Origin of the sequence: Mycobacterium sp. ACS1612, from assembly GCF_001667505.1 — a bacterium.
Lineage (GTDB): Bacteria > Actinomycetota > Actinomycetes > Mycobacteriales > Mycobacteriaceae > Mycobacterium.
In genome coordinates this window covers 1-25,218 of the sequence record NZ_LZHZ01000022.1, presented here as the reverse complement: position 1 = coordinate 25,218, position 25,218 = coordinate 1, and the positions used below count along the sequence as shown (strand labels likewise).

Annotated in this window: 24 protein-coding genes; 18 read left to right on the top strand and 6 right to left on the bottom strand. The window is 67.5% G+C overall.

Annotation, left to right across the window (positions count from 1 at the left end; all coding sequences use genetic code 11):
- Positions 1 to 3: 3 nt before the first annotated feature.
- Together A5724_RS08690 and A5724_RS08685 are read right to left on the bottom strand one after the other, a co-directional pair.
- Entirely contained in the window at positions 4 to 567 is a 564-nt protein-coding gene (locus tag A5724_RS08690) for a class I SAM-dependent methyltransferase (RefSeq protein WP_067799351.1), read from the bottom strand.
- On the bottom strand, positions 564 to 1,319 hold the full coding sequence (locus tag A5724_RS08685) for an enoyl-CoA hydratase (protein ID WP_067799348.1): 756 nt from the start codon (positions 1,317 to 1,319) through the stop codon (positions 564 to 566). The genes A5724_RS08690 and A5724_RS08685 overlap by 4 nt, the downstream gene beginning before the upstream one ends.
- A 22-nt stretch (positions 1,320 to 1,341) precedes the next feature.
- Between A5724_RS08685 and A5724_RS08680 the strand changes: the two genes are divergently transcribed.
- From A5724_RS08680 to A5724_RS08670, 3 genes are read left to right on the top strand one after another with little or no spacing between them, the layout of a single operon-like run.
- Positions 1,342 to 1,608 (top strand): DUF2277 domain-containing protein, encoded by a 267-nt coding sequence (locus A5724_RS08680; RefSeq protein WP_067799797.1) that lies wholly within the window; start codon positions 1,342 to 1,344, stop codon positions 1,606 to 1,608.
- Entirely contained in the window at positions 1,605 to 2,165 is a 561-nt protein-coding gene (locus tag A5724_RS08675) for a DUF1802 family protein (RefSeq protein ID WP_067799343.1), read from the top strand. The genes A5724_RS08680 and A5724_RS08675 overlap by 4 nt, the downstream gene beginning before the upstream one ends.
- Before the next feature lie 29 nt (positions 2,166 to 2,194).
- Positions 2,195 to 3,178 carry an LLM class flavin-dependent oxidoreductase gene (locus A5724_RS08670; RefSeq protein WP_067799340.1) on the top strand — a complete coding sequence of 328 codons (984 nt, stop codon included), beginning with the start codon at positions 2,195 to 2,197 and terminating at the stop codon, positions 3,176 to 3,178.
- A gap of 1 nt (position 3,179) precedes the next feature.
- Here A5724_RS08670 and A5724_RS08665 read toward each other — a convergent pair whose 3' ends face one another.
- Together A5724_RS08665 and A5724_RS08660 are read right to left on the bottom strand one after the other, a co-directional pair.
- Positions 3,180 to 4,880 carry a CocE/NonD family hydrolase gene (locus A5724_RS08665; protein ID WP_232004751.1) on the bottom strand — a complete coding sequence of 567 codons (1,701 nt, stop codon included), beginning with the start codon at positions 4,878 to 4,880 and terminating at the stop codon, positions 3,180 to 3,182.
- 10 nt (positions 4,881 to 4,890) lie between these two features.
- A complete protein-coding gene (locus tag A5724_RS08660) occupies positions 4,891 to 5,460 on the bottom strand; it encodes a DUF3558 domain-containing protein (RefSeq protein ID WP_067799337.1) in 570 nt (189 codons plus the stop codon).
- Between the two features lie 129 nt (positions 5,461 to 5,589).
- On the opposite strand from A5724_RS08660, the gene A5724_RS08655 reads away from it, so the two are divergent.
- Genes A5724_RS08655 through A5724_RS08635 form a run of 5 tightly spaced genes read left to right on the top strand, consistent with a single transcriptional unit; the run spans position 5,590 to position 10,254 of the window.
- Complete coding sequence (locus tag A5724_RS08655; RefSeq protein ID WP_067799335.1) at positions 5,590 to 6,540, top strand: metallophosphoesterase; 951 nt, start codon at positions 5,590 to 5,592, stop codon at positions 6,538 to 6,540.
- A complete protein-coding gene (locus tag A5724_RS08650; RefSeq protein ID WP_067799332.1) occupies positions 6,537 to 7,220 on the top strand; it encodes a 4'-phosphopantetheinyl transferase in 684 nt (227 codons plus the stop codon). Before A5724_RS08655 ends, A5724_RS08650 begins: the two co-directional genes overlap by 4 nt.
- The gene (truB, locus tag A5724_RS08645) at positions 7,217 to 8,098 is read left to right on the top strand and encodes a tRNA pseudouridine(55) synthase TruB (RefSeq protein WP_067799330.1); all 882 of its coding nucleotides are present in this window, start codon (positions 7,217 to 7,219) and stop codon (positions 8,096 to 8,098) included. Before A5724_RS08650 ends, truB begins: the two co-directional genes overlap by 4 nt.
- A 41-nt stretch (positions 8,099 to 8,139) precedes the next feature.
- On the top strand, positions 8,140 to 8,574 hold the full coding sequence (locus A5724_RS08640) for a MarR family winged helix-turn-helix transcriptional regulator (RefSeq protein ID WP_067799327.1): 435 nt from the start codon (positions 8,140 to 8,142) through the stop codon (positions 8,572 to 8,574).
- Positions 8,575 to 10,254, top strand: a complete 1,680-nt coding sequence (locus A5724_RS08635) for an MFS transporter (protein ID WP_067799324.1) — start codon at positions 8,575 to 8,577, stop codon at positions 10,252 to 10,254. It abuts the gene before it with no gap.
- Here the strand turns inward: A5724_RS08635 and mntR are convergent.
- Positions 10,251 to 10,952, bottom strand: coding sequence for a manganese-binding transcriptional regulator MntR (mntR, locus tag A5724_RS08630; RefSeq protein WP_067799321.1), 702 nt, complete (start codon positions 10,950 to 10,952; stop codon positions 10,251 to 10,253). The genes A5724_RS08635 and mntR overlap by 4 nt on opposite strands.
- An 81-nt stretch (positions 10,953 to 11,033) precedes the next feature.
- Here mntR and A5724_RS08625 point away from each other — a divergent pair, with 81 nt between their 5' ends.
- From A5724_RS08625 to A5724_RS08595, 7 genes are all read left to right on the top strand, one after another.
- Positions 11,034 to 12,008, top strand: coding sequence for a bifunctional riboflavin kinase/FAD synthetase (locus A5724_RS08625; protein WP_067799317.1), 975 nt, complete (start codon positions 11,034 to 11,036; stop codon positions 12,006 to 12,008).
- 94 nt (positions 12,009 to 12,102) lie between these two features.
- Positions 12,103 to 12,372 (top strand): 30S ribosomal protein S15, encoded by a 270-nt coding sequence (gene rpsO / locus A5724_RS08620; RefSeq protein ID WP_067799314.1) that lies wholly within the window; start codon positions 12,103 to 12,105, stop codon positions 12,370 to 12,372.
- A gap of 56 nt (positions 12,373 to 12,428) precedes the next feature.
- On the top strand, positions 12,429 to 13,244 hold the full coding sequence (locus A5724_RS08615) for a class I SAM-dependent methyltransferase (RefSeq protein WP_067799309.1): 816 nt from the start codon (positions 12,429 to 12,431) through the stop codon (positions 13,242 to 13,244).
- 288 nt (positions 13,245 to 13,532) lie between these two features.
- On the top strand, positions 13,533 to 15,830 hold the full coding sequence (locus tag A5724_RS08610) for a polyribonucleotide nucleotidyltransferase (protein WP_067799306.1): 2,298 nt from the start codon (positions 13,533 to 13,535) through the stop codon (positions 15,828 to 15,830).
- The gene (locus tag A5724_RS08605; protein ID WP_082964938.1) at positions 15,808 to 17,154 is read left to right on the top strand and encodes a pitrilysin family protein; all 1,347 of its coding nucleotides are present in this window, start codon (positions 15,808 to 15,810) and stop codon (positions 17,152 to 17,154) included. The genes A5724_RS08610 and A5724_RS08605 overlap by 23 nt, the downstream gene beginning before the upstream one ends.
- Positions 17,155 to 17,171: 17 nt before the next feature.
- Positions 17,172 to 18,050, top strand: a complete 879-nt coding sequence (gene bla / locus A5724_RS08600) for a class A beta-lactamase (RefSeq protein ID WP_067799303.1) — start codon at positions 17,172 to 17,174, stop codon at positions 18,048 to 18,050.
- A 148-nt stretch (positions 18,051 to 18,198) separates the two neighbouring features.
- Positions 18,199 to 18,888 carry a LuxR C-terminal-related transcriptional regulator gene (locus A5724_RS08595; protein WP_067799791.1) on the top strand — a complete coding sequence of 230 codons (690 nt, stop codon included), beginning with the start codon at positions 18,199 to 18,201 and terminating at the stop codon, positions 18,886 to 18,888.
- A 682-nt stretch (positions 18,889 to 19,570) separates the two neighbouring features.
- Here A5724_RS08595 and ald read toward each other — a convergent pair.
- Positions 19,571 to 20,686 carry an alanine dehydrogenase gene (gene ald, locus A5724_RS08590; RefSeq protein ID WP_067799300.1) on the bottom strand — a complete coding sequence of 372 codons (1,116 nt, stop codon included), beginning with the start codon at positions 20,684 to 20,686 and terminating at the stop codon, positions 19,571 to 19,573.
- Positions 20,687 to 20,779: 93 nt separating this feature from the next.
- Here ald and A5724_RS08585 point away from each other — a divergent pair, with 93 nt between their 5' ends.
- Genes A5724_RS08585 through A5724_RS08575 form a run of 3 tightly spaced genes read left to right on the top strand, consistent with a single transcriptional unit; the run spans position 20,780 to position 25,083 of the window.
- Positions 20,780 to 21,295 (top strand): Lrp/AsnC family transcriptional regulator, encoded by a 516-nt coding sequence (locus A5724_RS08585; RefSeq protein WP_067799297.1) that lies wholly within the window; start codon positions 20,780 to 20,782, stop codon positions 21,293 to 21,295.
- 9 nt (positions 21,296 to 21,304) lie between these two features.
- Complete coding sequence (locus A5724_RS08580; RefSeq protein WP_067799293.1) at positions 21,305 to 24,028, top strand: helix-turn-helix transcriptional regulator; 2,724 nt, start codon at positions 21,305 to 21,307, stop codon at positions 24,026 to 24,028.
- A gap of 38 nt (positions 24,029 to 24,066) precedes the next feature.
- Positions 24,067 to 25,083 carry an LLM class flavin-dependent oxidoreductase gene (locus tag A5724_RS08575; protein WP_067799289.1) on the top strand — a complete coding sequence of 339 codons (1,017 nt, stop codon included), beginning with the start codon at positions 24,067 to 24,069 and terminating at the stop codon, positions 25,081 to 25,083.
- The last annotated feature ends 135 nt before the right edge of the window (positions 25,084 to 25,218 follow it).

The following is a 25,218-nucleotide window of genomic DNA, read 5'->3' as shown; positions in this document are numbered from 1 at the left end:
CTCCTAACCAACCCTGGCGATTACCGCCCAGCCGAAGTCGTTGGTTCTCACCGCGACGTCGCCGAACCCCGCGCCCGCCAACCGGTCCGGCAGCGACGCCGGATCGACCGGGTTATACGTGTCGTCCTCGTGGTGGGCCCTCAACTCCTCGCTGGCGAGGCTGTCACTGGCCACCAGCGCCGATCCGGGTCGCAGCACCCTGGCCACTTCGGCGAACAGCCGGTCCTGCAGTTCGGCCGTTGGGACGTGGTGCAGCATCGTGAAACACGCCGCGCCGGAGAAGGTGTCGTCCGGGTAGGCGAGCGAGGTCGCGTCGCCGTGCACGATCTGCACCGACGGCACGTCGGCGAACCGCTCGGTCAGCATCGCCGCGAGGTCGCCGTCGATCTCGACCGCTGTGAGTCGCGGCGCCGTTTGGCTCAGCACGTCGGTCGTCGCGCCATAGCCGGGCCCGACCTCGAGCACGTTGTCGCCGAGCGTCGTCTCACCCAACGCCCACGGCAGGATGACCTCTCGAATCGTCTGGCGCCATTCGTCGCTGCCGCACGCCTCATGTGCCTTGTTCATCGGACCTGCGCCCTTCCCCGCTGCAGCACGGCCTCGCGGTTGGCGGCGATGTCGTCACCGGTCGCCGAGTTCATCCACTGCTTGGCTGACATCGCCTCGATCCACAGTCCCGCATCTGTCTGCGCGGCGTCGATGCGGTGGTACGACGCCAGCAGCGCGCGGACGGCTTTCTGATTGTTGCCCACGATCGACGCCGCGACCTGTCGCGCCGTCGGCAGCAACTGGTCGTGCGGCACCACCTCGGTGACCAGGCCGGCCCGCAGCGCGTCGTGCGCGGACAGGTAGTCACCGGTCAGGCTCATCCGGCGGGCCAGCCCGACGCCGACCTTCTGCGGCAGTCGCACGGAAAGCCCCCAAGTCGGCAGCAGCCCGACGCGGGCGTGCGTGTCGGCGAACCGGGCCTGCTCGGAGGCGATCAGGATGTCGCAATACAGCGCGATCTCCAGGCCGCCGGTTACCGCGGCGCCGTTGACCGCGCCGATCACCGGCTTGCTCATCGGCGGCCACTGCGGCGAGATGTCCGGCAGCTGCGACGTGTCGCCGAGCTCCTTGAGGTCCAGGCCCGCGCAGAACACCGGGTCGGCGCCGGTCACGATCACGACGTCGACGTCCGCATCGGCCTCCGCGTCGCGCAGCGCACGAAAGAACTCCCTACGGAGTTGGGCCGACAACGCGTTGCGTGACTGCGGTCGGTTCAGCGTCAGGGTCCGCACGCGGTCCTCGGTCTCGATGAGCAGAATCTGGTCAGCCATGCAAGCAACCTATCGTGGCGGTATGTGCCGAAATATCACCGAGCTACGCGGCCTGGAACCGGCGGCCACCGCCGAGGAGATCGAGGCCGCCGCGCGCCAGTACATCCGCAAGGTCAGCGGCATGATCCGCCCGACGGGCGCCAACGTCGAGCCGTTCGAGGCCGCCGTCGCCGAGGTCACCGACGTGACCACGCGGCTGCTGGCCGGTCTGGCGCCGCGCCGTCAACCCCCCAAGACCGTGCCGCCGCTGCGGCGCCCCGAAGTGCGGGCGCGGCTCGCGGCAAAATGACCACCGCGCTGACGCAGCCCGCGCTCAAGGAGTGGGGCGCGGCGGTGCACGCGCTGCTGGACGGCAGGCAGACCGTGCTGCTGCGCAAAGGCGGCATCCACGAAAAGCGGTTCGACGTAACGGCTTCGCGCTTCCTGCTGTTTCCCACCGTCGCCCACAGCCACGCCGAACGGGTGCGGCCCGAACATCGTGACCTGCTCGATGCCGCCGCGGCCGACAGCACCGAAGACATGTTGACGTTGCGGGCAGGCGCGAAAGTCGTTGCCGCCGTTGAGGTCAACCGCCCCGAGGGGATCGACGAGATCGCGCCGCTGCACATCTGGACCGCCGACTCGGTGAAAACCGACCGCCTCGACTTTCGGCCCAAGCACCGGCTCACCGTGCTGGTGGTGCAGGCCAGCCCGCTCGTCGCGCCCATCCGATTGGCCCGCAGCCCCGATTACGCGGGCTGCAAGAGCTGGGTGCCGCTGCCGGTCGACCCGACGTGGGCCGACCCGGTGCAAGACGTCACCGTGCTGGCCGAGATCGCGCAGCGCGTGCGCCATTCAGTGGGGTGACCGCGTGACCGACGACTTATGGTCGGTCGGTGGACATCTCCTGCGCCTTCGCCACCGGACCCGACACCCCAGAGCACGTCGAGATCGCCGAGCGGTTGGGCTACCGCAGAGCCTGGTTCTATGACACGCCCGCCCTGTGTAGCGACGTCTGGATCACTCTTGCCCTCGCCGCACAGCGCACGAGCACGATCGGACTCGGCACAGGCGTACTGGTGCCGCGTCTGCGCCACGTGCTTGTCACCGCGGCGGCGGCCGCGCAGATCGAGTTGCTGGCTCCCGGGCGGCTTGTGCTCGGCATCGGGACCGGGTTCACCGGCAGCCGCGCGCTTGGCCAAAAAGCGATGAAGTGGGCCGACGTCGCGACGTATGTCGAGGCTCTGCAGGCACTTCTGCGGGGAGAGACCGTCGATTGGGAAGGCGGTGCCATCCGGATGCTGCAGTCGCAGGGGTTCGCGCCGACCCGGCCGATCGACATTCCGATCGTGATCGCGGCGGAAGGACCCAAAGGCCTCGCGGTTGGGCGCCGACTGGCACAGGGCCTGTTCGTCACCGGGATGGGCGTACAACCTCCCGACGACTTCGACTGGACGATCCGGCTGTTGTGGGGCACCGTGCTGGATGACGGCGAGGCGCCGGCGTCGGATCGTGTGCTCGAAGCCGCGGGCCCCGCGGCGGCCGTGACCTATCACGCCCTCTACGAATTGGGTGGGGCCGACGCGGTTTCGCAGGCGTTACCCAACGGCGCCGCCTGGGTGGATCGGATTGCAACGATCCCGGAGTCGCAGCGTCACCTCGCGGTGCACGACGGCCACCTGATCCGGCTCAGCGACATCGACAGGGACACCCTGCCACGTGAAGTGATCCCGGAGATGACGGTGACCGGCAGCGCTGATGATGTACGCGCCCAGCTCGAGGCGATCGCCGCCAGCGGCCTCAGCGAAATCGCCTACCAACCAGAGGGACCCGACATCGCACGGGAACTCGAAGCATTCATGGCGGTAGCCGCCGGGTAGCTCACCGCGGCGGATGCGGTCCCGCCGGCAGCACCAGCCGCGACGTGCCGCCGTCGCCGAGGTGCACGGTGTGCGTCGCCGCCGCCAACCGCCGCCCGCTGAGCAGCGGTTCGCCCGTGCCGAGATTGCGGACAAACCGGGGATGCGATCCGCCCGCGATGATCACCCGGACCCGCGACCCCGCGGGGAAGCGGTGGGCGATCGCGTTCAATTCGATCCGCACGTCGCGCGAATCCGGTGTGTTACAGAGATATCCGTCGCTGACGTTGCGGGACCGGCCCCGCGCGTCCACCTGGCTGAGCCGGACGAACAGGTCGTTGTACCGGTTGTCGCAGGAGTGCGACAGTTGCATCAGCGGGCTCCCGACGACGTAGAGGTCCGCGGGCAGCGGTGCGCTGGTGAAGGTCAGCACGTCGGCGCGTTCGGCGAGGCGGGTGTCGTTGCGGTAGCCGCCTTCCGGGGCCAGTAGCCGGCCGCCGACGGTTGGCGTCGGGTCGCCCGGATAGAACGTGAAACGGTTCGGCGGGGTGTTCTGGTCGGGGGCGGCACTGCCGAGGTGGCCGGCTGGCCGCAGATACAGCACGTGCTCGGGCATCTCGGGCGGCCAGTCGTCGAAGTCCTGCCAGCCGTACCCGTTGAGGTGACACCGCACCGGTTTGCGCGCCACCGTGCGGGTGCCCGCCTGGGGGTACCTCCCGCTTGCGGGGGAGTGAGCGTCCAACCAGCGCAGCGATTCTCGGATGACGGTCGCGGCGCCCTTGGTCATCATCTGGCTGTGGTTCCACGGCCCGACGGTGAGTGCGACCGAGACGTCACGCTCACGTAGGCGTTGGTACTGCGTCAGCGTCTGCTCGAGGAACACGTCCTGCCAGCCGCTCAGCAGCAGCACCGGGATCGCAGTGCGATCCAGCGCCTGATGCAGTTGCAGCGGCGCCCAGTGCGGGTCGTCGTACTCCGGGTGTTCGAGCCACGACTCGAACCACGGGGCGCCCGTGCCAAGCAGTCGGCGGGCTGATTCGCCGAGGGGCAGCCCGCGGGTGGCCTCGGTGACAGCGCGGCGTGCCCTGATCTGCCGGACGAGGGAGGCGATGTTGCGTGGCTCCTCTTGATGGGCCACCATGTCGGACCAACCGAGTAAATCGGTGAGACCGAATGAGCCGGTGCCCCAACGTGGTCCGCTGAGGTCGTGGGGGCCCGCGACGATGACCGCCGCCTTCATCTCCGGCGGCGGATCGGTGAGCAGCGCCCACTGAGTGAAACCCAGGTAGGACATCCCGATGGTGGCGAACGAACCGGTGAACCACGGCTGATCGCGCAGCCACGCCGCGGTGTCGGCGCCGTCGGAGATCTCGTTGACCATCGGACTGAACTCGCCGCCCGAGCCGAACGTGCCCCGCACGCTCTGGAACACCACGTGATAGCCGCGGGCCGCGTAGAGGTGCGCGAACAGCGCCGAGAACGGCCACCCACGGCCGTACGGGCCGCGCAGCAGAAGCGTGCCCGCCGGATGGGCCGCCGCGGGGCTGTAATGGTCGGCGACCAACTCGACCCCGTCGCGCATCGGCACCCGCAGGCCGCCCTCGACGCGGTACTCGGTGGTGCGCGGCGGCAGGTCCAGCAGGCTGCTCATGGCGCGGTCGGTGAGCCGCTGGAGCCGGGAGACGAGGGGGAAAGACGAGGTGCCGGTGCTTACTGCGGTCACCTAACAAAGGTTAGTACTTGTAGAAATTGCTCAGCTCGCGGCCGCGCTGCAGGTTGGTCTGCAGGCAGTCGACGTCGTCGGCGGAGTACTTCGGCGAGTAGAACAGCGTCTGCTGGATGACGCCGTAGCTGGTTTTGTAGGCGATCCCACAGGTGATCCACCAGCGGTCGTTCCAGTCGGTGGGCTTCATCACCCAGTACTGCGCGGCCCGGTGGCCATTGATGTCCAACTCGAGGGCGTCGGGCGGCAGCGTCGCCTCGTAGGTGCGCCAGACGAACGCTTCGACGGTCATCTGGTAGTTGCCCGCGTCGTAATGGCAGCGCAACCCGTCCTCGTGGGCGGGCGGGGTGAACGCCAGGCCGATCCGCTGGACGACGTCGAGCGGGATGTCCTCGCAGGGATCGAACGGCCGCGGGTTCACGGTGTCGACGACGGGCCACTTGATGGACGTCTCGACATTGGTCATCGGGATATCGGTGGCGTCGACCCGCATGGGGCTGGCCGGATCCGGCTGCCAGACCACGATCACCGCCGCGACCAGCGCACACAGTGCCAACAGGACGCGCAGTCTGGCGGCCATCACACCCCCTTCGTTGTCCGACCCTGCGGGGGAGTGTAGCGGCCCGCCGCTGGCGTCCGGACAGAAAATAGGAACAGGTTCTAGTTGCCGGTCCGGGCGCTAACCGTATCGCAAGTACGCTGGTCGGTTGTGACACGAGACGGCCGCCGACCCACGCTCTGGGCGATCAGCGACCTGCACACCGGTCACACCGGCAACAAGCCGGTCACGGAGTCCTTGCATCCCTCGTCGCCCGACGACTGGCTGATCGTCGCGGGCGACGTCGCCGAACGCACCGACGAGGTGCACTGGAGCCTCGACCTGTTGCGCAAGAGGTTCGCCAAAGTCATCTGGGTGCCCGGCAACCACGAGTTGTGGACCACCAACCGGGACCCGATGCAGATCTTCGGCAAGGCGCGCTACGACTACTTCGTCAACATGTGCGACGAGATGGGCATCATCACGCCCGAGCACCCGTTTCCGGTGTGGACCGACGAGGGTGGCCCGGCGACCATCGTGCCGATGTTCCTGCTCTACGACTACACATTCCTGCCGCCGGGCGCGGCGACGAAGGCCGAGGGGTTGGCCATCGCCCGCGAGCGCAACGTCGTCGGCACCGACGAGTTCCTGTTGTCGTCAGAGCCCTACGCCACCCGCGACGCGTGGTGCCACGACCGGGTGGCCTACACCCGCAAGCGCCTCGACGATCTGGACTGGATGGATTCCACAGTGCTGGTGAACCATTTCCCGCTGGTCCGTGAACCCTGCGATGCGATGTTCTACCCTGAGTTCGCGATGTGGTGCGGCACCACCGCGACCGCCGACTGGCACACCCGCTACAACGCCGTCTGCTCCGTGTACGGCCATCTGCACATCCCGCGCACCACCTGGTATGACGGCGTGCGGCACGAGGAGGTGTCGGTGGGCTATCCGCGAGAATGGCGGCGGCGCAAGCCATATCGATGGCTTCGGCAGATCCTGCCGGACCCGCAATACGCGCCCGGGTACCTCAACGAGTTCGGCGGCCACTTCCACATCACCCAGGAGATGCGCGAGCACGCCGAGAAGGTGCAGGAGCGCATCAGGACGCGGCAGCCATGACGACGGCGCCATTGCTGGCCGTGGTGCTGCCCGGCGCCCGCGGCGCCGACGCCCTCGCCGCCGCCGAACTGTACGACGACCCACCGGAATTGGCACCGCTACCCGAAGAGGAGCCGCTGATCGCCAAGTCGGTGGCCAAGCGGCGCAACGAATTCGTCACTGTGCGCTACTGCGCCCGACAAGCGCTCGGCGAACTCGGGGTGGCGCCGGTGCCGATCCTCAAGGGGGACAAGGGCGAACCGTGCTGGCCCGACGGCATCGTCGGCAGCCTGACCCATTGCACGGGGTTTCGCGGCGCGGCGGTCGGCAGAACCGGTGCGGTGCGATCGGTGGGCATCGACGCCGAACCCCACGACGTGTTGCCCAACGGCGTGCTGGAGGCGATCAGCCTGCCTGCGGAGCGCGCCGAGTTGGCGGCCATGCCGACAGACCTGCACTGGGATCGAATCCTGTTCTGCGCCAAGGAAGCCACCTACAAGGCGTGGTTTCCGCTGACCCGTCGCTGGCTGGGCTTCGAGGACGCCCACATCACATTCGACGTCGATGAGACCGGCACCGCGGGGGCCTTCGAATCGCGCATCCTCATCGACCCGGCTGCCGAACACGGACCGCCGCTGGAGACCCTGTCGGGACGTTGGTCGGTTCGCGACGGCCTCGCGCTGACGGCGATAGTGCTGTGACCGAAGCAGGTCTGGTCGTCGTCGACAAGCCCGCAGGAGTCACCAGCCATGACGTGGTGGGCCGCTGCAGGCGGATCTTCGGTACCCGCAAGGTGGGCCACGCGGGCACCCTCGACCCGATGGCCACCGGCGTGCTGGTCGTCGGAATCGAAAGGGCCACAAAGATTCTCGGTCTGTTGACCGCGACCGACAAGTCGTATGCCGCCACCATTCGGCTGGGTCAGACCACCTCCACCGAGGACGCCGAAGGTGAGCTGCTGCAGTCTGTTTCGGCTCGTGGGGTGACCGATCAGCAGATCCGAGACGCGGTCGCCGCGCTGCGAGGCGAGATCGCGCAGGTACCGTCGGCGGTCAGTGCCGTCAAAATCGGCGGCCAGCGCGCGTACAAGCTCGTCAGGGAGGGGCAGACCGTCGAACTCGCAGCACGCGACGTCCGCATCGAGAGGTTCGACGTGCTGGCCGTTCGTCGGCACGACGACCTGGTCGACGTGGACGTCGAGGTCGACTGCTCCAGCGGCACCTACATCCGCGCGCTGGCCCGTGACGTCGGCGTGGCGTTGAAGGTCGGTGGTCACCTCACCGCGCTGCGCCGCACCAGGGTCGGCCAATTCGGGCTGGACCAGGCCCGCACCCTCGATGATCTGGCCGAGCGTCCGCAGCTGAGCTATTCGTTGGATGCCGCCTGCCTGCAGTCGTTTCCGCGCCGGACCCTGTCCGACGCCGAGGCCGAGGACACCCGCCACGGCAGGCCGTTGAAGCCGGCGGGCATCGACGGCGTCTACGCCGCGACGACCGCCGACGGGAAGGTCATCGCGTTGTTGACCGACCACGCCACCCGCACCAAGTCGGTGGTGGTGCTGCGCCCGGCAACGCTGTGAGGGTTTGATCAGGCCCGCCTTATCAGCCTAGGCTGATAATCATGTCCGCCGACTCACGCGCCGAGGACGTGGCCAGGGCGCTGTTGCTGTGCGTGGGCCTGCTGCAGCGACGGCTGCGGCAGATCCCCGTCACCGACGAGCTCAGCTTCCCTCAGATCGCGGCACTGGGCAGGCTCGACCGTTGTGGTCCTGCGACGGCGGCCGACCTGGCCCGCCAGGAACAGATCAGCCCGCAGTCGATGGGTGCGACGCTGGGCGAGCTCGAGGCCAGCGGCTTCGTCAAGCGGCAGCCTGACCCCGCCGACGGCAGGCGAATCCTGTTGTCGCTCAGCGCCGCAGGCAGGCGCGCGCTCAATCGGCGGCGCAACGCACGCGTGGAACAGCTCGCCAAGGGCCTCGCCGAGTTCACCGACGCGGAGCTCGAGCAGCTCGCGGTCGCCGCGCCCCTGATCGAGCGACTGGCGTACCGCCTCTAGATGGCCACCGACCAGATCGAGGCGACGACCCGCGACAACTACCGGTGGGTCGCGCTGACCAACACCACCGCCGCGGTGTTCATGTCCGCGCTCGACGGGTCCATCGTGATCATCTCGCTGCCCGCCATCTTTCGCGGTATCGATCTCGATCCGCTGGCGCCGGCCAACATTGCCTATCTGCTGTGGATGATCATGGGCTACCGGCTGGTGCAGTCGGTGCTCGTTGTCACCCTCGGCCGCATCGGCGACATGTACGGCCGGGTTCGGGTCTACAACTTCGGCTTCAGCGTCTTCACAGTCGCGTCGATCCTGTTGTCGTTCGACCCGTTCAGCGGCGCGGCGGCCGCGCAGTGGCTGATCGGCTGGCGATTGCTGCAGGCCGTCGGCGGATCGATGCTGACGGCGAATTCGGCGGCCATCCTGACCGACGCCTTCCCGCCCGACCGGCGCGGTTTCGCGCTCGGCTTCAACCAGGTGGCCGCGCTGGCAGGCCAGTTCATCGGCCTGGTGGCGGGCGGCCTGCTGGCGGCATGGGACTGGCGGGCGGTGTTCTGGGTCAACGTGCCGGTCGGGGTGTTCGGCACCGTGTGGGCGTACCGGCGGTTGCGCGACAACGGCCAACGCCACCGCGGACACATCGACTGGTGGGGCAACATCACTTTCGCAATCGGACTCTCCGCCGTGCTGGTCGCGATCACCAGCGGGATCCAACCCCACGGTGGACACACCACCGGTTGGCACAGCCCGTTCGTGCTGACGACGCTGGCGGCCGGGATACTTTTGCTGATCGCGTTCGTCGTGATCGAGACCCGGGTGGCCGAACCGATGATCCGGCCCAGCCTGTTCCGGATCCGCGCGTTCACCGCAGGCAACATGGCGACGCTGTCCGCGGCGCTGGCGCAAGGCGGCCTGCAGTTCATGTTGATCATCTGGCTGCAGGGCATCTGGTTGCCGCTGCACGGCTACGACTATGCCGAAACACCGTTGTGGGCGGGCATTTTCATGCTGCCGCTGACCGCGGGCTTCCTGGTCGCCGGACCCGCGGCGGGCGCGCTGTCGGACCGCTTCGGCGCGCGCGGTATCGCGTCGATCGGCATGTTGGCGTTCGCGCTCAGCTTCGTCGGCCTGCTCCTGCTGCCCATCGACTTCCCGTACTGGGCGTTCGCACTGCTGATCGGGCTCAACGGAATCGGCAGCGGTATGTTCGCGGCGCCGAACACGTCGGCCATCATGGGCAGCGTGCCGCCCGAAGAGCGCGGCGTGGTGTCAGGTATGCGCGCGACGTTTCAGAACAGCGGCACCGCGCTGTCGATCGGAGTGTTCTTCTCGTTGATGATCGTGGGTCTGGCCTACACGCTGCCCTACGCACTGACCACCGGCTTGCAGAACCAGGGCGTGCCGAACGCCGTCGCCGACCAGGTCGCCGCGTTGCCGCCGGTGTCGACGTTGTTCGCCGCGGTGCTGGGCGTCAATCCGCTCGAACACCTGCTTGCCCCAAGCGGAGTGCTGACGCACCTGCCCGCCGACAACGTCGCCACGATCACCGGCGGGCAGTTCTTCCCGCACCTCATCTCGGATCCGTTCCATCACGGACTGATCGTCGTGTTCGGCGTCTCGATCGCCCTTGCCGCGCTGGCCGGTGTCGCCTCGCTGGCTCGCGGCCGCGCGTCCCGCAGCTAGCCGACCACCCAGATCGCTTCTGCCGCAGGGCTTCCCAAGTCGACGGTCACTTCCGCGTCGCCGGCGGACTCGGGATTGTTGACGGCGACGGAGATCATCCCGGCGAAATCGCGCCTGGCCACCACCCGCAGCCGGGAGTCCAGGCTGATGCCCACGGTGTCGAAGTAGCGCAACATCTCCGGATCGGCGTCGGAGATGCGGGCCACCGTGCCGGAGTCGCCGTCGCGGCACACCGACAGTTGCCGCGCATCGGGCGTCGGGACCTGACCGTCCTTGGCCGGGATCGGATCGCCGTGCGGGTCGCGGGTCGGATGCCCCAGCTTGGCGTCGATGCGGTCCAACATCCGGTCCGACACCGCGTGCTCGAGCACCTCGGCCTCGTCGTGCACCTCGTCCCAGCTGTAGCCGAGTTCGCGGACGAGGAACGTCTCCATCAACCGATGCCTGCGCACCATCGCCAGCGCGGCCCGCCTGCCCGCGTCGGTCAGCGTGACGGCACCGTACTTCTCGTGATTCACCAGCCCCTGATCGGCGAGCTTGCGGATGGACTCCGAGGCGGTGGAGGCCGACACGCCGATCCGCTCGGCCAACAGCTTGGTGCTGACCTTCTCCAGCGACCACTCCTGCGCGGTCCAGATGACCTTGAGATAGTCCTGAGCAACCGTGGTCAGGTCACGGGGGTCGGCTTCAGGACTCACGATTGGAAAGTTTAGGCAATCTTCACCTCATCCGGTGGTCCTGCGCAGCCACCCGCACTGGTGCGCCGTAGGCTAGCTGCTGTGCAGCGCTGGCGGGGGCAGGAAGACATCCCGCCGGACTGGGGCCGATGCGTGGTCACCATCGGTGTGTTCGACGGTGTACATCGCGGGCATCAGGAATTGATCAATCACGCCGTAAAGGCCGGCCGCACCCGCGGCGTCCCTTCGGTGCTGATGACCTTCGATCCGCATCCGATGGAGGTCGTGTTCCCCGGCAGCCATCCCGCGCAGTTGACCACGCTGACGCGGCGCGCCGAACTGGTCGAGGAAATGGGCATCGACGTGTTCCTGGTGATGCCGTTCACCACCGATTTCATGAAACTGACCCCGGACCGCTACATCCACGAGTTGCTCGTCGAGCACCTGCATGTGGTCGAAGTGGTGGTGGGGGAGAACTTCACGTTCGGCAAGAAGGCCGCAGGCAAGGTCGACACCCTGCGCAGGGCCGGTGAGCGGTTCGGGTTCGCGGTGCAGGGCATGTCGTTGGTCAGCGAGCACCACCAGAACGAGGACATCACGTTCTCGTCGACCTACATCCGGTCCTGCGTGGATGCCGGCGACGTGGTGGCCGCCGCCGAGGCGCTCGGCCGGCCGCACCGGGTGGAGGGTGTGGTGGTCCGCGGCGAGGGCCGTGGTCAGGTGCTGGGCTTCCCGACCGCGAACGTGGCGCCGCCGATGTACTCGGCGATCCCCGCCGACGGCGTGTACGCCGCCTGGTTCACCGTGCTGGGCCACGGCCCCATCACGGGCAGCGTCATCCCGGGGGAGCGGTATCAGGCCGCGGTGTCGGTGGGCACCAACCCGACGTTCTCCGGGCGCACCCGCACCGTGGAGGCGTTCGTCCTCGACACCAGCGCCGACCTCTACGGCCAGCATGTCGCGGTGGATTTCGTCGCCCGGATCCGCGGCCAGGAGAAATTCGAGCGGGTCGAGGATCTGGTCGCGACGATGGGCGAAGACACCGAGCACGCCCGCACGATTCTGTCCGCGACGTGACCCGCTGCTAGACTGCCCTGCGACCCGGCGTGTGCTGCAGTTCGCGGTGGCCCGCCCTAGAAATTGTCGCGGACCGATTTGATGGAGTTATTTCGTGGCGCTCACTGCCGAACAGAAAAAAGACATTCTGGGCCAGTACGGCCTGCATGACACCGACACCGGTTCGCCGGAGGCACAGGTCGCGTTGCTGACCAAACGCATCTCCGACCTGACCGAGCACCTGAAGGTGCACAAGCACGACCACCACTCACGACGCGGCCTGCTGCTGCTCGTCGGCCGCCGCCGCCGGCTGCTGAAGTACGTCGCCCAGGTGGACGTCGAGCGCTACCGGTCGCTGATCGACCGGCTCGGCCTGCGCCGCTGAGCGGCGAATCGATTCAGCCGCTGACTAATTAGGCGGGGTCCGGCGTTGAAGGCCATGTGACCAAACCCGCATACGTTCTAGGCAGCGACGAATCCGAGATTGCACGGCTCCAGGCGCAGGCCGCAATCCTCGCCGAACCGACGGCTTTCCTCTTACAGCGCGGCGGCATTCGGGCCGGCATGCGCGTCCTGGACCTCGGCAGCGGCCCAGGCGACGTCGCGTTCCAGGTGGCCGAGCTCGTCGGCCCCGAAGGCTCCGTGGTGGGAGTCGAGCAGGACCCTGCTCAACTGGCCGCGGCCCTGCAGCGTCGCGACCGCGCAGGCCTGGAGAATGTCGAATTTCGCGAGGGCGACGCGCGCATCTTCGTCGACGACAAACCGTTTGACGCCGTGGTGTGCCGGCTCTTGCTGATGCACCTGCCCGACGCCGTCGACGTGCTGGCCCATCAGATGCGCAACCTTCGCACCGGCGGCGTATTCGTCGCCGTGGACTACGACGCGGGCGGGCTGCGCGCACTGCCCGAGGTCGAGCTGTACAGCCGCACCAGGCAGTGGCTGATGGCCGGCTTCCGGTACGCCCAGGCCGACGTCTGTATCGGAATGCGGTTTCCTGTGCTCTTCCACCAGGCGGGTTACCAGGACATCGGCACGCTCGGACTGCAGTCCTACTCTTCGCCGACCAACCGGCAGGGCGCTGAGTACGTGGCGGGGGTGGCACGCGCGATGAAACGCGCGATCGTCGGCTCCGGCATCACGACCGAAGAAGAGATGGAGCTCGACACGCTTGGGCAACGGCTCGGCGATGCCTTGAGCGATGCCAACGCGGTGATCACGATGCCGACCGTGGTCGGCGGCTGGGGACGCCGCCCGTGAACGCGCGGTTTCGGCCGCGTACCTGCGACAAGGTAGGATGGCTTCGTTCGCCAGCCGGTTCGGCTCGAACACTGGGTCGGTTCTCGCATATCCGCGGGTATCGTTCCCGCGTCTCATATCGGGACCCGCCCTGATCGCGCGGTCTTCGGTAGTGGCTGCCGGGTGCCAATCCCGACAGCTTCGATCGATGGCCGTAGCCGCATCGAGGCCGGTGGTTCAGACGCTGTGAGGACGCGAAAACAGCTGAACAGTGACAACACTGAACCAAGAGAGGCCATACGGACAACCATGTCTGTAGTCGAAATTGAAGACGGCGTGTACGAATCCACCGCCGTGATCGACAACGGGAGCTTCGGCACCCGCACCATCCGCTTCGAGACCGGGCGACTCGCCCAGCAGGCCGCAGGCTCAGCCGTTGCCTATCTCGACGACGAGACCATGCTGCTGTCGGCGACCACCGCCAGCAAGAATCCCAAGGACCACTTCGACTTCTTCCCGTTGACCGTCGACGTGGAGGAGCGCATGTACGCCGCCGGGCGCATCCCCGGCTCGTTCTTCCGTCGTGAGGGCAGGCCCTCCACCGACGCGATCCTGACCTGCCGGCTGATCGACCGGCCGCTGCGCCCGTCGTTCGTCGACGGCCTGCGCAACGAGATCCAGGTCGTGGTGACTGTGCTGTCGCTGGATCCGCACGAGCTCTACGACGTGGTCGCGATCAACGCGGCGTCGATGTCCACCCAGCTGGCCGGTCTGCCCTTCTCGGGTCCGATCGGTGGCGTGCGTGTTTCGCTGATCGACGGCACCTGGGTCGCGTTCCCGACCGTCGAGCAGGGCGAGAAGGCCGTATTCGACATGGTGGTCGCGGGCCGCGTCCTGGAAGACGGTGACGTCGCGATCATGATGGTCGAGGCTGAGGCCACCGAGAACGTCGTGGAGCTGGTCGGCGGCGGCGCCCAGGCGCCGACGGAATCCGTTGTCGCCGAGGGCCTCGAGGCCGCCAAGCCATTCATCAAGGCGCTGTGCGCCGCCCAGCAGGAGCTGGCCGATCGCGCCGCCAAGCCCACCGGCGAGTACCCGGTCTTCCCCGACTACACCGAAGACGTCTACTACTCCGTCGCCTCGGTCGCGACCGACGCCTTGTCAGAGGCGCTGACCATCGCGGGCAAGAACGAGCGCAACGACCGGACCGACGAGATCAAGGCCGAGGTGCTCGAGCGGCTGGCCGAGCAGTTCGCGGGCCGTGAGAAGGAGATCGGCGCTGCCTTCAGGTCGCTGACCAAAAAGCTTGTGCGCCAACGGATCCTGACCGACCACTTCCGTATCGACGGTCGCGGGATCACCGATATCCGCGCGCTCTCCGCCGAGGTGGCCGTGGTGCCGCGGGCGCACGGCAGCGCGCTGTTCGAGCGCGGCGAGACCCAGATCCTGGGCATCACCACCCTCGACATGATGAAGATGGCCCAGCAGATCGACTCGCTGGGGCCGGAAACCAGCAAGCGCTACATGCACCACTACAACTTCCCGCCGTATTCGACCGGTGAGACCGGTCGCGTCGGTTCGCCCAAGCGCCGCGAGATCGGCCACGGCGCGCTGGCCGAGCGAGCGCTGGTGCCGGTGCTGCCCAGCATCGAGGAGTTCCCGTATGCCATCCGGCAGGTGTCGGAAGCGTTGGGCTCCAACGGTTCTACGTCGATGGGTTCGGTCTGTGCGTCCACGCTGGCGCTGCTGAACGCCGGTGTGCCGTTGAAGGCCCCGGTCGCGGGCATCGCGATGGGCCTGGTCTCCGATGACATAGAAATTGAAGCAGCCGAGGGCAATAAAGTTGAGCGCCGGTTCGTCGCGTTGACCGACATCCTCGGCGCCGAGGACGCGTTCGGCGACATGGACTTCAAGGTCGCGGGCACCAAGGACTTCGTCACCGCGCTGCAGTTGGACACCAAGCTCGACGGCATCCCGTCGCAGGTGCTGGCCGGCGCGCTGAGCCAGGCCAAGGACGCCCGGCTGACCATCCTCGAGGTGATGGCCGAGGCCATCGACACCCCCGACGAGATGAGCCCGCACGCGCCGCGCATCACCACCATCAAGGTGCCGGTGGACAAGATCGGCGAGGTGATCGGCCCCAAGGGCAAGATGATCAACTCGATCACCGAGGAGACCGGCGCGCAGATCTCCATCGAGGACGACGGCACGGTGTTCGTCGGCGCGTCCGACGGGTTGTCCGCGCAGGCCGCGATCGACAAGATCAACGCCATCGCCAATCCTCAGCTGCCCAAGATCGGCGAGCGGTTCCTCGGAACCGTGGTCAAGACAACCGATTTCGGCGCCTTCGTGTCACTGCTGCCGGGACGTGACGGGCTGGTGCACATCTCCAAGCTCGGCAAGGGCAAGCGCATCGCCAAGGTCGAGGACGTCGTCAAGGTGGGCGACAAGCTGCGCGTGGAGATCGCCGACATCGACAACCGCGGCAAGATCTCACTGGTGCTGGTCGCCGAAGAAGAGACAGCGGACACTGCAGCAGATGCCGCGGACACCGCCGCCGAGGCACCCGCGGACGCGCCCGCCGATGCCGCGACCGCCAGCAGCTAGGTCCCGGGCACTGCATCGCGGCGCCGGCGCCGACAAATCGTCGAACGTCGTGCGCCGCAGCACATTGCCCGGTGGCCTGCGAGTTGTCACAGAGTTCATTCCCGCGGTGCGTTCGGCATCGGTCGGTGTGTGGGTGGGCGTCGGATCGCGCGACGAGGGCCGCACGGTGGCCGGCGCCGCACACTTCCTCGAACACTTGCTGTTCAAGGGAACCCATAATCGCACAGCCGTCGACATCGCCCAGGCGGTGGACGCGGTCGGCGGTGAACTGAACGCGTTCACCGCCAGGGAGCACACCTGCTACTACGCCCACGTGCTCGACACCGACCTGGCCTTGGCCATCGACATGGTCGCCGACGTGGTGCTGCGCGGCCAGTGTGCGGCCGAGGACGTCGAGGTCGAACGCGACGTCGTGCTCGAGGAAATCGCGATGCGCGACGACGACCCCGAGGACACCCTCGGCGACCTGTTCCTGTCCGCGATGTTCACTGACCACCCGGTCGGCCGTCCGGTGATCGGCAGCGTCGAGTCGATCTCGGCGATGACACGCGCGCAGCTGCATTCGTTCCATGTCCGCCGCTACACCCCGGAACGGATGGTGGTCGCGGTGGCAGGCAATGTCGACCACGACGAGGTCGTGGCGCTGACGCGGGAACACTTCGGGCCCAGCATGATTCGCGGGCGCCGACCGGTGCCACCGCGCAAGGGCGCCGGTCGGGTCACCGGGAAACCGACACTGCGGTTGGCCAATCGCGACGCCGAGCAGACCCACCTCTCGCTCGGAGTACGCACCCCGGGCAGACACTGGGATCACCGGTGGGCGCTGTCGGTGCTGAACACCGCACTGGGCGGTGGCCTGAGTTCGCGTCTGTTCCAAGAGATCCGGGAGATGCGCGGGCTGGCATACTCGGTGTACTCGACCGTCGACACGTTCTCCGACAGCGGGGCGTTGTCGATCTACGCCGGATGTCAACCCGAGCGGTTCGACGAAGTGGTCCGGGTGACCACCGAGGTGCTCGAACAGGTTGCGCGCGACGGCATCACCGAGTCGGAATGCCGAATAGCCAAGGGCTCCATGCGCGGCGGCCTGGTGCTCGGCCTCGAGGATTCGGGTTCGCGGATGAACCGGATCGGCCGCAGCGAACTCAACTACGGCGAACACCGCAGCATCGCGCAAACGCTCAACAAAATCGACGCCGTCACCTTGGAAGAGGTCAACGCCGTCGCGCACCAACTGCTCTCGCGTCCTTTCGGTGCCGCAGTCCTGGGCCCGCACCGGTCGAAACGGTCTCTGCCGCAGCCGCTTCGGATCATCGCGGGCTGACCGGTAGCCTGGGCCTGATGACCGGACTGTCGCGGCGCTCGGCGCTGCTCGGTGGACTGGCACTCGCGGCCGCAGCCGCGTCGACGCCGAAGAGCGCGCTGGCCCAGCCGCCGGTCGCGGATCGGATCGCGGCGCTGGAGCGACGCCACAACGCCTATATCGGCGTGTTCGCCGTCGACCTCGGCGGCGGCCGGTCGTTCTCGCACCGCGGCCAGCAGCCGTTCGCCATGTGCTCCACCTTCAAGGCCTACGCCGCGGGGCGGGTGCTGCAGATGGTCGAACAAGGTCAGCTGACGCTGGATCAGCAGGTGTTCGTCGACCCGGCAGGCGTGGTCGCCAACTCCCCGCGGACCGAGCCGAGGGCAGGCGGCAACATGACTCTCGACGAGCTGTGCCAGGCCGCACTACAGGTCAGCGACAACACCGCGGGCAACCTGTTGCTGAACACCATCGGTGGCCCGCCCGCCGTCACAGCCTTCGCGCGCAGCATCGGCGACCAGGGCTCGCGGCTGGACCGCTGGGAGACCGAACTGAACTCCGCGGTCCCCGGCGACCCCCGCGACACCAGCACGCCCGAAGCGCTGGGCGGCGGATATCGCGCCCTGCTGACCGGTGACGCGCTCGCTCCGGCGCAACGACAACAACTCGAGGACTGGATGCGGGCAAACGAGACGTCGAGCATGCGGGCGGGCCTGCCCCAGGGGTGGACCAGTGCCGACAAGACCGGCAGCGGGGACTACGGCACGGCCAACGACGTCGGCGTCGCCTACGGTCCCGAAGGTCAACTGCTACTCGCGGTGATGACGCGATCGCAGCTCAGCGACCCGCACGCCGCGAGTTTGCGGCCAATGATCGGCGAGGTCACCGCGCTGCTGATACCCGAACTGCTTGCATAGGCCGCAAGTTCGAGGGAAACACCTGATTCCTCCGCCGCCCCTTCTGCAATACCTTTTTGCGAGGCAGTCGGGTCCTGCCCGCTATCGACCGGGCAAACGGGGGGAGCGATACACGTTGGCCATCGAAACATTTGCGATCCACCGCGAGATGGACAGCCGTCAAGCACCGCGCTCGATACCGCACAATGGCACGGCCGCGGTAGCGGTGATCGACGAACACGACGCCATCCACGCCGCAGTCCAACTGTGGTGCCATCAGGCACAGCCGTCGATTCCGTTCGCGGGTAACTACTTTTCGGCTGACCAATTCCTCGCCGAGCACCCGTCCGCCCCCGCGGTCGGCCCAGTCGTGCTCGAACTGCAGAAACACCGCGACGGCGTGGACTTCTCCGCGCTCGATCGCATCGTTTCGCGTCGGCATCGGGTAATCGTCTACTCGCACTTCGCAACTGACGAAGTGATCCTGACGGCGTTGGACCGCGGCGCGGTCACCTACCTGACGAAGGCGGAGAGCAAGGAACATCTGATCGACGCGATACGGGCCGCCGGAACGGACACCCCCTACGTGGGTCCCAGGATGGCGCTGGCGATGATCAACGACAGCACCGTCGGCCGTGCGAATCTCGCGCCACGGGAGAAGGAAGTGCTCGTCGCCTGGTTCCGCACCGAGAGCAAGGATCTGGTTGCGCGCCAGTTGCAGATCGCGCCGACCACCGTCCGAACGCATCTGCAGCGCGTGCGGGCCAAGTACGCGGCCGTGGGGAGGCCTGCCACCACCAAGGCCGCGCTGGTGGCCCGTGCCATCCAGGACGGCATCGTCAGCGTCGACGACATCTAGCGGCACCGCCGCAATTTTGACGCTGTTGCCAAACAGCAGCTCAGAGATAGCCGTCAGCCGGTCTAATCAGTTGCCTGCGCAGACGGGTGGGCCGCTTCGCGAACTCTGAGAAGGGGCCTCCCGACTTTGTTGTGGGGCCCGGGCCGTTATTCGGCATAGACATGGGGCAGCGGTACAGCTCGTGCACAGGCTTTCGAAACGAGCAACATGCGCCGGTTAGTGACCGAGCCGCCCGACAACCCCTCGTGGTCGGGCGACCGGCCTTCTGTTACCTCCGGCTCAGTGGCGTTCGCGTTACCCGCTGATACCGCTGCATCTTCTCTGTAGTCGGACTTTACCCTTCGGTGCTGTCCGAATGTACTGAGAGCCTATGCCTTGAAGCCCCAGTCCACACGGGTAGAGCACTACTCGTCTCTGCTCGTGTCGAGTCTTGCACTATCGATGACAGCAAATATAGAGCAATTGGTCCCAAGCTGTGAAGCCGAGGCCAGTGACGTGGCGGGGACAGCAGGGCGCGGGGGTGGCTATGCTTCGTTTGATGGATAGCGCACGCGGCGGAGATCCGGGCGACGGGCGTTGCTGTCGGCGCGGTCGTTGATTTGCTGGAGGCGCCCGGGTGGCCACAATGACAAACCCGGGCACCGCTGATTGCGGCGCCCGGGTTCGCGGGGGGTGGAGAAGATCAGGCCAGCACGCCTGCGGGGTCGATGAACGGAAGGTCGAGATCGGTTGCCACCTGCTCGGAGAGCAGCGCGCCGTCGTGCGTGGACAGGCCCTTGGCCAGCGACGGGTCGGCCTTGCACGCCGCCTGCCAACCCTTGTCGGCCAGCTTCAGCACGAACGGCATCGTCGCGTTGGTCAGCGCGTAGGTCGACGTGCGGGGCACCGCACCCGGCATGTTGGCCACGCAGTAGAACAGCGTGTCATGCACGGCGAACGTCGGGTCGTCGTGGGTGGTGGGCCGCGAGTCCTCGAAGCAGCCGCCCTGGTCGATGGCGATGTCGACCAACACCGCGCCCGGCTTCATATGCGCGACAGTCGAATTCGTCACCAGCTTGGGCGCCTTGGCGCCCGGCACCAGCACCGCACCGATCACCAGGTCGGCCTTCTTGACCGCATCCTCTAGGTCGAGCATCGACGAGTAGCGGGTCTCGATGGCGCCGCTGTTCTCGTTGTCGATCTTGCGCAGTGTGTTGATGTTGAGGTCGAACACGGTCACGTGCGCGCCCATGCCCTTGGCGATGCGGGCCGCGTTGTATCCGGCCACGCCGCCGCCGATGACGACGACCTCGGCGGGGGCCACACCCGGGACACCGCCCATCAGCACGCCGCGACCGCCGTGGCTGCGCATCAGGTGGTACGCACCGACCTGTGCCGAGAGCCGCCCGGCGACCTCGCTCATCGGAGCCAGCAGGGGCAGCGCCCCATCGGCGGTCTGCACGGTCTCGTAGGCGATCGACGTGGTGCCGGACGCGAGCAGTGCATCGGTGCACGGCTTGGACGCCGCGAGATGCAGGTAAGTGAACAGTGTCTGGCCCTTGCGCAGACGCGAGTATTCGGCCTCGATCGGCTCCTTGACCTTGAGCAGCAGTTCGGCCTCTTCCCAGACCTGGTCCGCGGTGTTGATCAGCTGCGCACCCGCGCGCTTGAAGTCCGCGTCGGTGATGGCAGAGCCTTCGCCGGCACCCGACTGGACGATCACCTCGTGACCGCGGTGAACCAGCTCGGCGACGCCCGCCGGGGTGATGGCGACGCGGTATTCGTTGTTTTTGATCTCGGTCGGGATTCCGACGCGCATGACGGCTCCTAAAAGTCCAGTTGGCTAGGTAAAGTGTGAAGAAGTTTCGGTGGGATGGCAATAACTCCGATGACAATTCGATATGATCGCGTCATGCCAGAAGGATCGTCGAAAACTGTGCGCCCGCCGGCCCGGTCGTCGAAGGATGTTCGGCCAGTGGAGATCGACGACGTCGACCGGCGCATTCTGACCGCCCTGCACGCCGATGCACGGATGTCGAACAGTGCGCTCGCCGAGTCCGTGGGCATCGCCGCCTCGACCTGCCACGGCAGGGTGCGCCGGCTCCAGGAGTTGGGCGTGATCCGCGGCTTCTACGCCGATATCGATCCGGCTGCGCTCGGGTTGACGCTGCAGGCGATGATCTCCGTCAGCCTGCAGTCCAACGCCCGCGGGAAGATCCGCAACTTCATTCAGCACATCAGGACCCGGCCGCAGGTGATGGGCGTGTACTTCCTGGCCGGGGCGGACGACTTCATCCTGCATGTCGCGGCGCGTGACACCGACGATCTGCGCGCGTTCGTGGTGGAGAACCTCAACGCCGACGCCGACGTGGCCGGCACCCAGACGTCGCTGATCTTCGAACACCTGCGCGGCGCGTCGCCGCTGTAGCTTGGTTTCGTGCTGCACGGACGGGCGGCGGAGCTGGGCCAGATTCAGGAACTGCTCGCCGCTGCCCGCGTCGGGCACAGTTCGATGCTGGTGCTCGCAGGCGAGACGGGCAGCGGCAAGACCGCCCTCCTGGAACATGCCGCTTCGGAAGCCGAGGACTTCCTGGTATTGCGATGTGCCGGAGTCGAATCCGAGTTCGAACTGCCGTTCGCGGCGCTACACGTGCTGCTGCGCGACTTGCTGCCCCGAGTGGACGTGTTACCGCCATCGCAGGCGACGGCCTTGCGGTCCGCGTTCGGGTTGTTCGACAGTCCCGGCACCGACCGCTTCTTGACCGGGTTGGCCACCCTGACGCTGCTCTCCGAGGCCGCGGCGGAACGTCCGCTGCTGTGTCTGATCGACGACGCCCAGTGGGTGGATCGCGAATCGCGGGAGGCGCTGCTCTTCGCGGGCCGGCGGCTGGGCGAGGAAGGCGTGGTCGTGTTGTTCGCGGTGCATGAGCATACGACGACGGACTTGCGCGGGCTGCCGATGATGGCGGTCGGCGGCATCGATGACTCGGCCGCCGCGGGGCTGGTCGCTGAGCACGCAGCGGACCTCATGCCGCAGACGCGCGACCGATTGATCGCCGAGGCGCGCGGAAACCCGTTGGCGCTCATCGAGTTTGCTACCGCCGCACGCGCCGGGGAGCCCACCCCGGCCGCACCACCGATGGCCGCGCATCGGGTGCTCGACTCATTCGGTTCGCAGGTCGACCGGTTGCCGCCGACCACCAGGTTGGCCCTGTTGTTGGCGGCTGCGGAGGGGACCGGTGAGCTCGGCTCAGTACTTGCTGCGGGAACTCGGATAGGACTTGGGCTCAAGGACTTCGAATCTGCCGAGCGCCGCCGGCTGGTCCGCGTCGGTGACGATGTCGTCGCATTCAGGCACCCGTTGATCCGTTCGGCGGTCTATCAGCGCGCGCCTGCCGCCGATCGCGTTGCGGTGCATCGTGCGCTCGCCGATGCGCTGGGCGACCACGATGATCGGCGCGCCTGGCACCTCGCCGCCGCGGCGGAAGGATTCGACGACGAGGCCGCGGATGCGATGGAAGCCGCCGCGCTGCGGGCCGACCGGCGCGGCGGCTACGCGGCCAGCGCCGCCGCGCACGAGCGGGCGGCGCAGCTGACCGCGGATCGGCTTGTGCGCGGCGACCGACTGACCGCCGCCGCGATGAGCGCGCGCGACTCTGGCCAGCTACCCCGCGCCGCTGCCCTAGCGCACGAGGCGTCCGCACTGACCGAAGATATAAAGGCGTTGGCGAAGCTGGCCTGGGTCAGGGCCCGATTGGAGTTCGAACGCGGCACACCCCGGCACGCGTCAGAGATGGTGCTAGCGGGTGCCGAGACGGTGTATGGCTGTGATGCGCAAGAGGCTGCCCGGATGCTGATCGAGGTGGTCCGGATGGCCTATTTCGCCGATGCCGCACCGCAACTCCGCCGTGCCGCTCAACTGATCGACGCGGTGCCACTGACCGCCGACCATCCGCTGCGGCCGATGCTGGCGGCCAGCGCGATCCTTGCCCGGTTGCAGTCCGGCGAGCCGGACGACCAGATTCCGCCGCTGCCACCCGCGGTGCGCGCGATTCAGCCCGAACAGCTGGGAATGACGGTCGGCAATCTGGCCGTCCACCACGCGTTTCTGCTGATGGTGATCGGTGACGCCGACGAGGCGTTGGCGCAGACCGAACGAATGCTGGTCGAAGCGCGCGCGCGTGGGCTGATCGGTGGATTGCCGCACATCTTGTTGCAGCACGCACAGGCGGCGTTGGTCAGCGGCCGGCTCCGTGAGGCGTTGCGTGCCGCGAACGAGGGCGTGCAGATCGCAGAGGACACCGGCCAATTGCATTCTGCGGCGAACCTACGCGGGGTGGTCGCGAGGATCACCGCGATGACCGGCGACGAGCAGACCTGCGTCGCATTGGCGAGTGAAGCGATACACGTTGGTGCGGAACGGCATTCGTCCAGCGTCGGGTTGGCGGTGCTCGCGCTGGCGGTGCTCGAACTCGGATACGGACGGTATTCGGCGGCGCTAGAGCGGCTGGCGTCGCTGCCCCCACAGCTGCGTCGGCATCCCACGTTTGCCTATCTGTCGCCGCCGGAGTGGGCCGAGGCCTCGGCGCGCAGCGGGCAGCCCGAACGTGCGGCGGAGACGATGACGGCCTACCTGGCGTGGGCGACCCATCGCGACAGCCCCGTCGTCCAGGCCAACGTGCACCGCTGTCGCGCCCTGCTCGGTCCCGACGACGAAGCAGAAGCGCACTATCGGGCGGCGATTCGGCTCTATGACGGCATCAACCGGCCGATGACCAAGGCTCGCTGCGAACTGCTCTACGGGGAGTGGCTACGACGCATGCGGCGACGGTCGGAGTCGCGCGAACCACTGCGCGGTGCGTTGCGGGTGTTCGACCGGATCGGTGCGCGGTCGTGGGCCGAGCGCGCGCGTGCCGAACTGCGTGCGACCGGCGAGACCGTCTCTGCGCAGGGGGAACCCCGCGGCGCCCAACTGACCCCGCAGGAACTGCAGGTCGTGCGTCTTGCCGCGGCCGGTTTGTCCAACCGGGACATCGGGGCGCAGTTGTTCATCAGCCCGCGCACCGCCGGCTACCACCTGTACAAGGCGTTCCCGAAACTCGGCGTCGCGGGCAGACACGAACTGGCTTCGCTCGACCTGTCCGCCAATACAGTCATCTGACAGATTCGGCAGGGGCGTGCACCCGTCATGGTTGCCGCATGAAGTTCGGAGTCGACGTCCCCACATGCCTGGCCGGGATGGCATACCCGGTGCCGTTCGCGACCGCAGACGAAGTGGTCCGGATCGCCGTCGAGGCCGAGCAACTCGGCTATCACGAGGTATCGGGCAACGATCACCTGAGCACCCAGCGGTTCGTCCGGGACGCATGGCCGCAGCCCCCCGACTACTTCGAACCGCTGATGATGCTGGCCACCATTGCGGCCAAGACGTCTGTGGTGCGACTGGGCACGGGCATTCTGGTGCTGCCGATGCGCGAGCCGGTGCTGCTGGCCAAGCAGGTCGCCACGCTGGACCACATCAGCGGCGGTCGTGTCACGCTGGCCGTCGCCGCCGGCGGATACCGCGACGAATTCGAAAGCGTCGCGCCGGATCTCGCCGACGCGTCGCGCGTCGACCTGATGGCCGAGGGCATCGAGTCGTTGCGGATCCTGTTCGAGCGGCCGCGATCCACCTACGAAGGCAAGTACCGCCGTTTCGTCGACGTCGAGTCGTATCCGAAGCCGGTGCAGGATCCCCTGCCGATATTCTCCGGCGGTAACGGCAAGGGTGCGCTTGCGCGGGCAGGCGAGCGCTGCCAGGGCTGGCTGCCGGCGAAGATCGGTCCCGCGGAGATCGCCGCGGGCCGCGACAAGGTGGCGGCGTATGCCCGCGCGGCGGGCCGTGATCCGGCGGCGGTGACGATCGGTCTGCAATCGGTGGTCTGCATTGCCGATACGGCTGATGAGGCGCGCGACCGGCTGCAGCGATCCACCTTCGATCTTTTCCGCAGGTCGTTGAAGGACACCATGATGAAGGGGATCGATTTGGACAAGTACCTGGCCGACAACCTGATCGGCACGCCCGACGACGTGTGCGCCAAGGTCGCTGCGTTCGCGGAGGCCGGCCTGGACGGCTTCTTCGCGACGCTGTTTGTCGCGAACACCGTCGACGAAATGCTCGACCAGATGCGGCTTTTCGCGCGGTATGTGCTGCCGGCCTTCCCGGATATGACGTAACGAGAAGGCGCCCCCCCCCCAGTGGGGGGGGCCCCGACTTGCGTTGAGGTGTTGAGGCGTCAGCCGTCCGCGCCGTCGGAGCCGCTGCCGCCGCTCTTGCCGGTCGAGGAGCCGCCCTCGCCGCCCGTGCCGCGC

Coding starts and splice junctions, on each gene's coding strand:
- bla (WP_067799303.1), top strand. CDS start 17,172: ATGACCGGACTGTCGCGGCGCTCGGCGCTGCTCGGTGGACTGGCACTC.
- A5724_RS08680 (WP_067799797.1), top strand. CDS start 1,342: ATGTGCCGAAATATCACCGAGCTACGCGGCCTGGAACCGGCGGCCACC.
- ald (WP_067799300.1), bottom strand. CDS start 20,686: ATGCGCGTCGGAATCCCGACCGAGATCAAAAACAACGAATACCGCGTC.
- A5724_RS08690 (WP_067799351.1), bottom strand. CDS start 567: ATGAACAAGGCACATGAGGCGTGCGGCAGCGACGAATGGCGCCAGACG.
- A5724_RS08640 (WP_067799327.1), top strand. CDS start 8,140: ATGTCCGCCGACTCACGCGCCGAGGACGTGGCCAGGGCGCTGTTGCTG.
- A5724_RS08635 (WP_067799324.1), top strand. CDS start 8,575: ATGGCCACCGACCAGATCGAGGCGACGACCCGCGACAACTACCGGTGG.
- A5724_RS08660 (WP_067799337.1), bottom strand. CDS start 5,460: ATGGCCGCCAGACTGCGCGTCCTGTTGGCACTGTGTGCGCTGGTCGCG.
- A5724_RS08610 (WP_067799306.1), top strand. CDS start 13,533: ATGTCTGTAGTCGAAATTGAAGACGGCGTGTACGAATCCACCGCCGTG.
- A5724_RS08605 (WP_082964938.1), top strand. CDS start 15,808: ATGCCGCGACCGCCAGCAGCTAGGTCCCGGGCACTGCATCGCGGCGCC.
- A5724_RS08650 (WP_067799332.1), top strand. CDS start 6,537: ATGACGACGGCGCCATTGCTGGCCGTGGTGCTGCCCGGCGCCCGCGGC.
- A5724_RS08575 (WP_067799289.1), top strand. CDS start 24,067: ATGAAGTTCGGAGTCGACGTCCCCACATGCCTGGCCGGGATGGCATAC.
- A5724_RS08675 (WP_067799343.1), top strand. CDS start 1,605: ATGACCACCGCGCTGACGCAGCCCGCGCTCAAGGAGTGGGGCGCGGCG.
- A5724_RS08585 (WP_067799297.1), top strand. CDS start 20,780: ATGCCAGAAGGATCGTCGAAAACTGTGCGCCCGCCGGCCCGGTCGTCG.
- A5724_RS08595 (WP_067799791.1), top strand. CDS start 18,199: ATGGACAGCCGTCAAGCACCGCGCTCGATACCGCACAATGGCACGGCC.
- A5724_RS08685 (WP_067799348.1), bottom strand. CDS start 1,319: ATGGCTGACCAGATTCTGCTCATCGAGACCGAGGACCGCGTGCGGACC.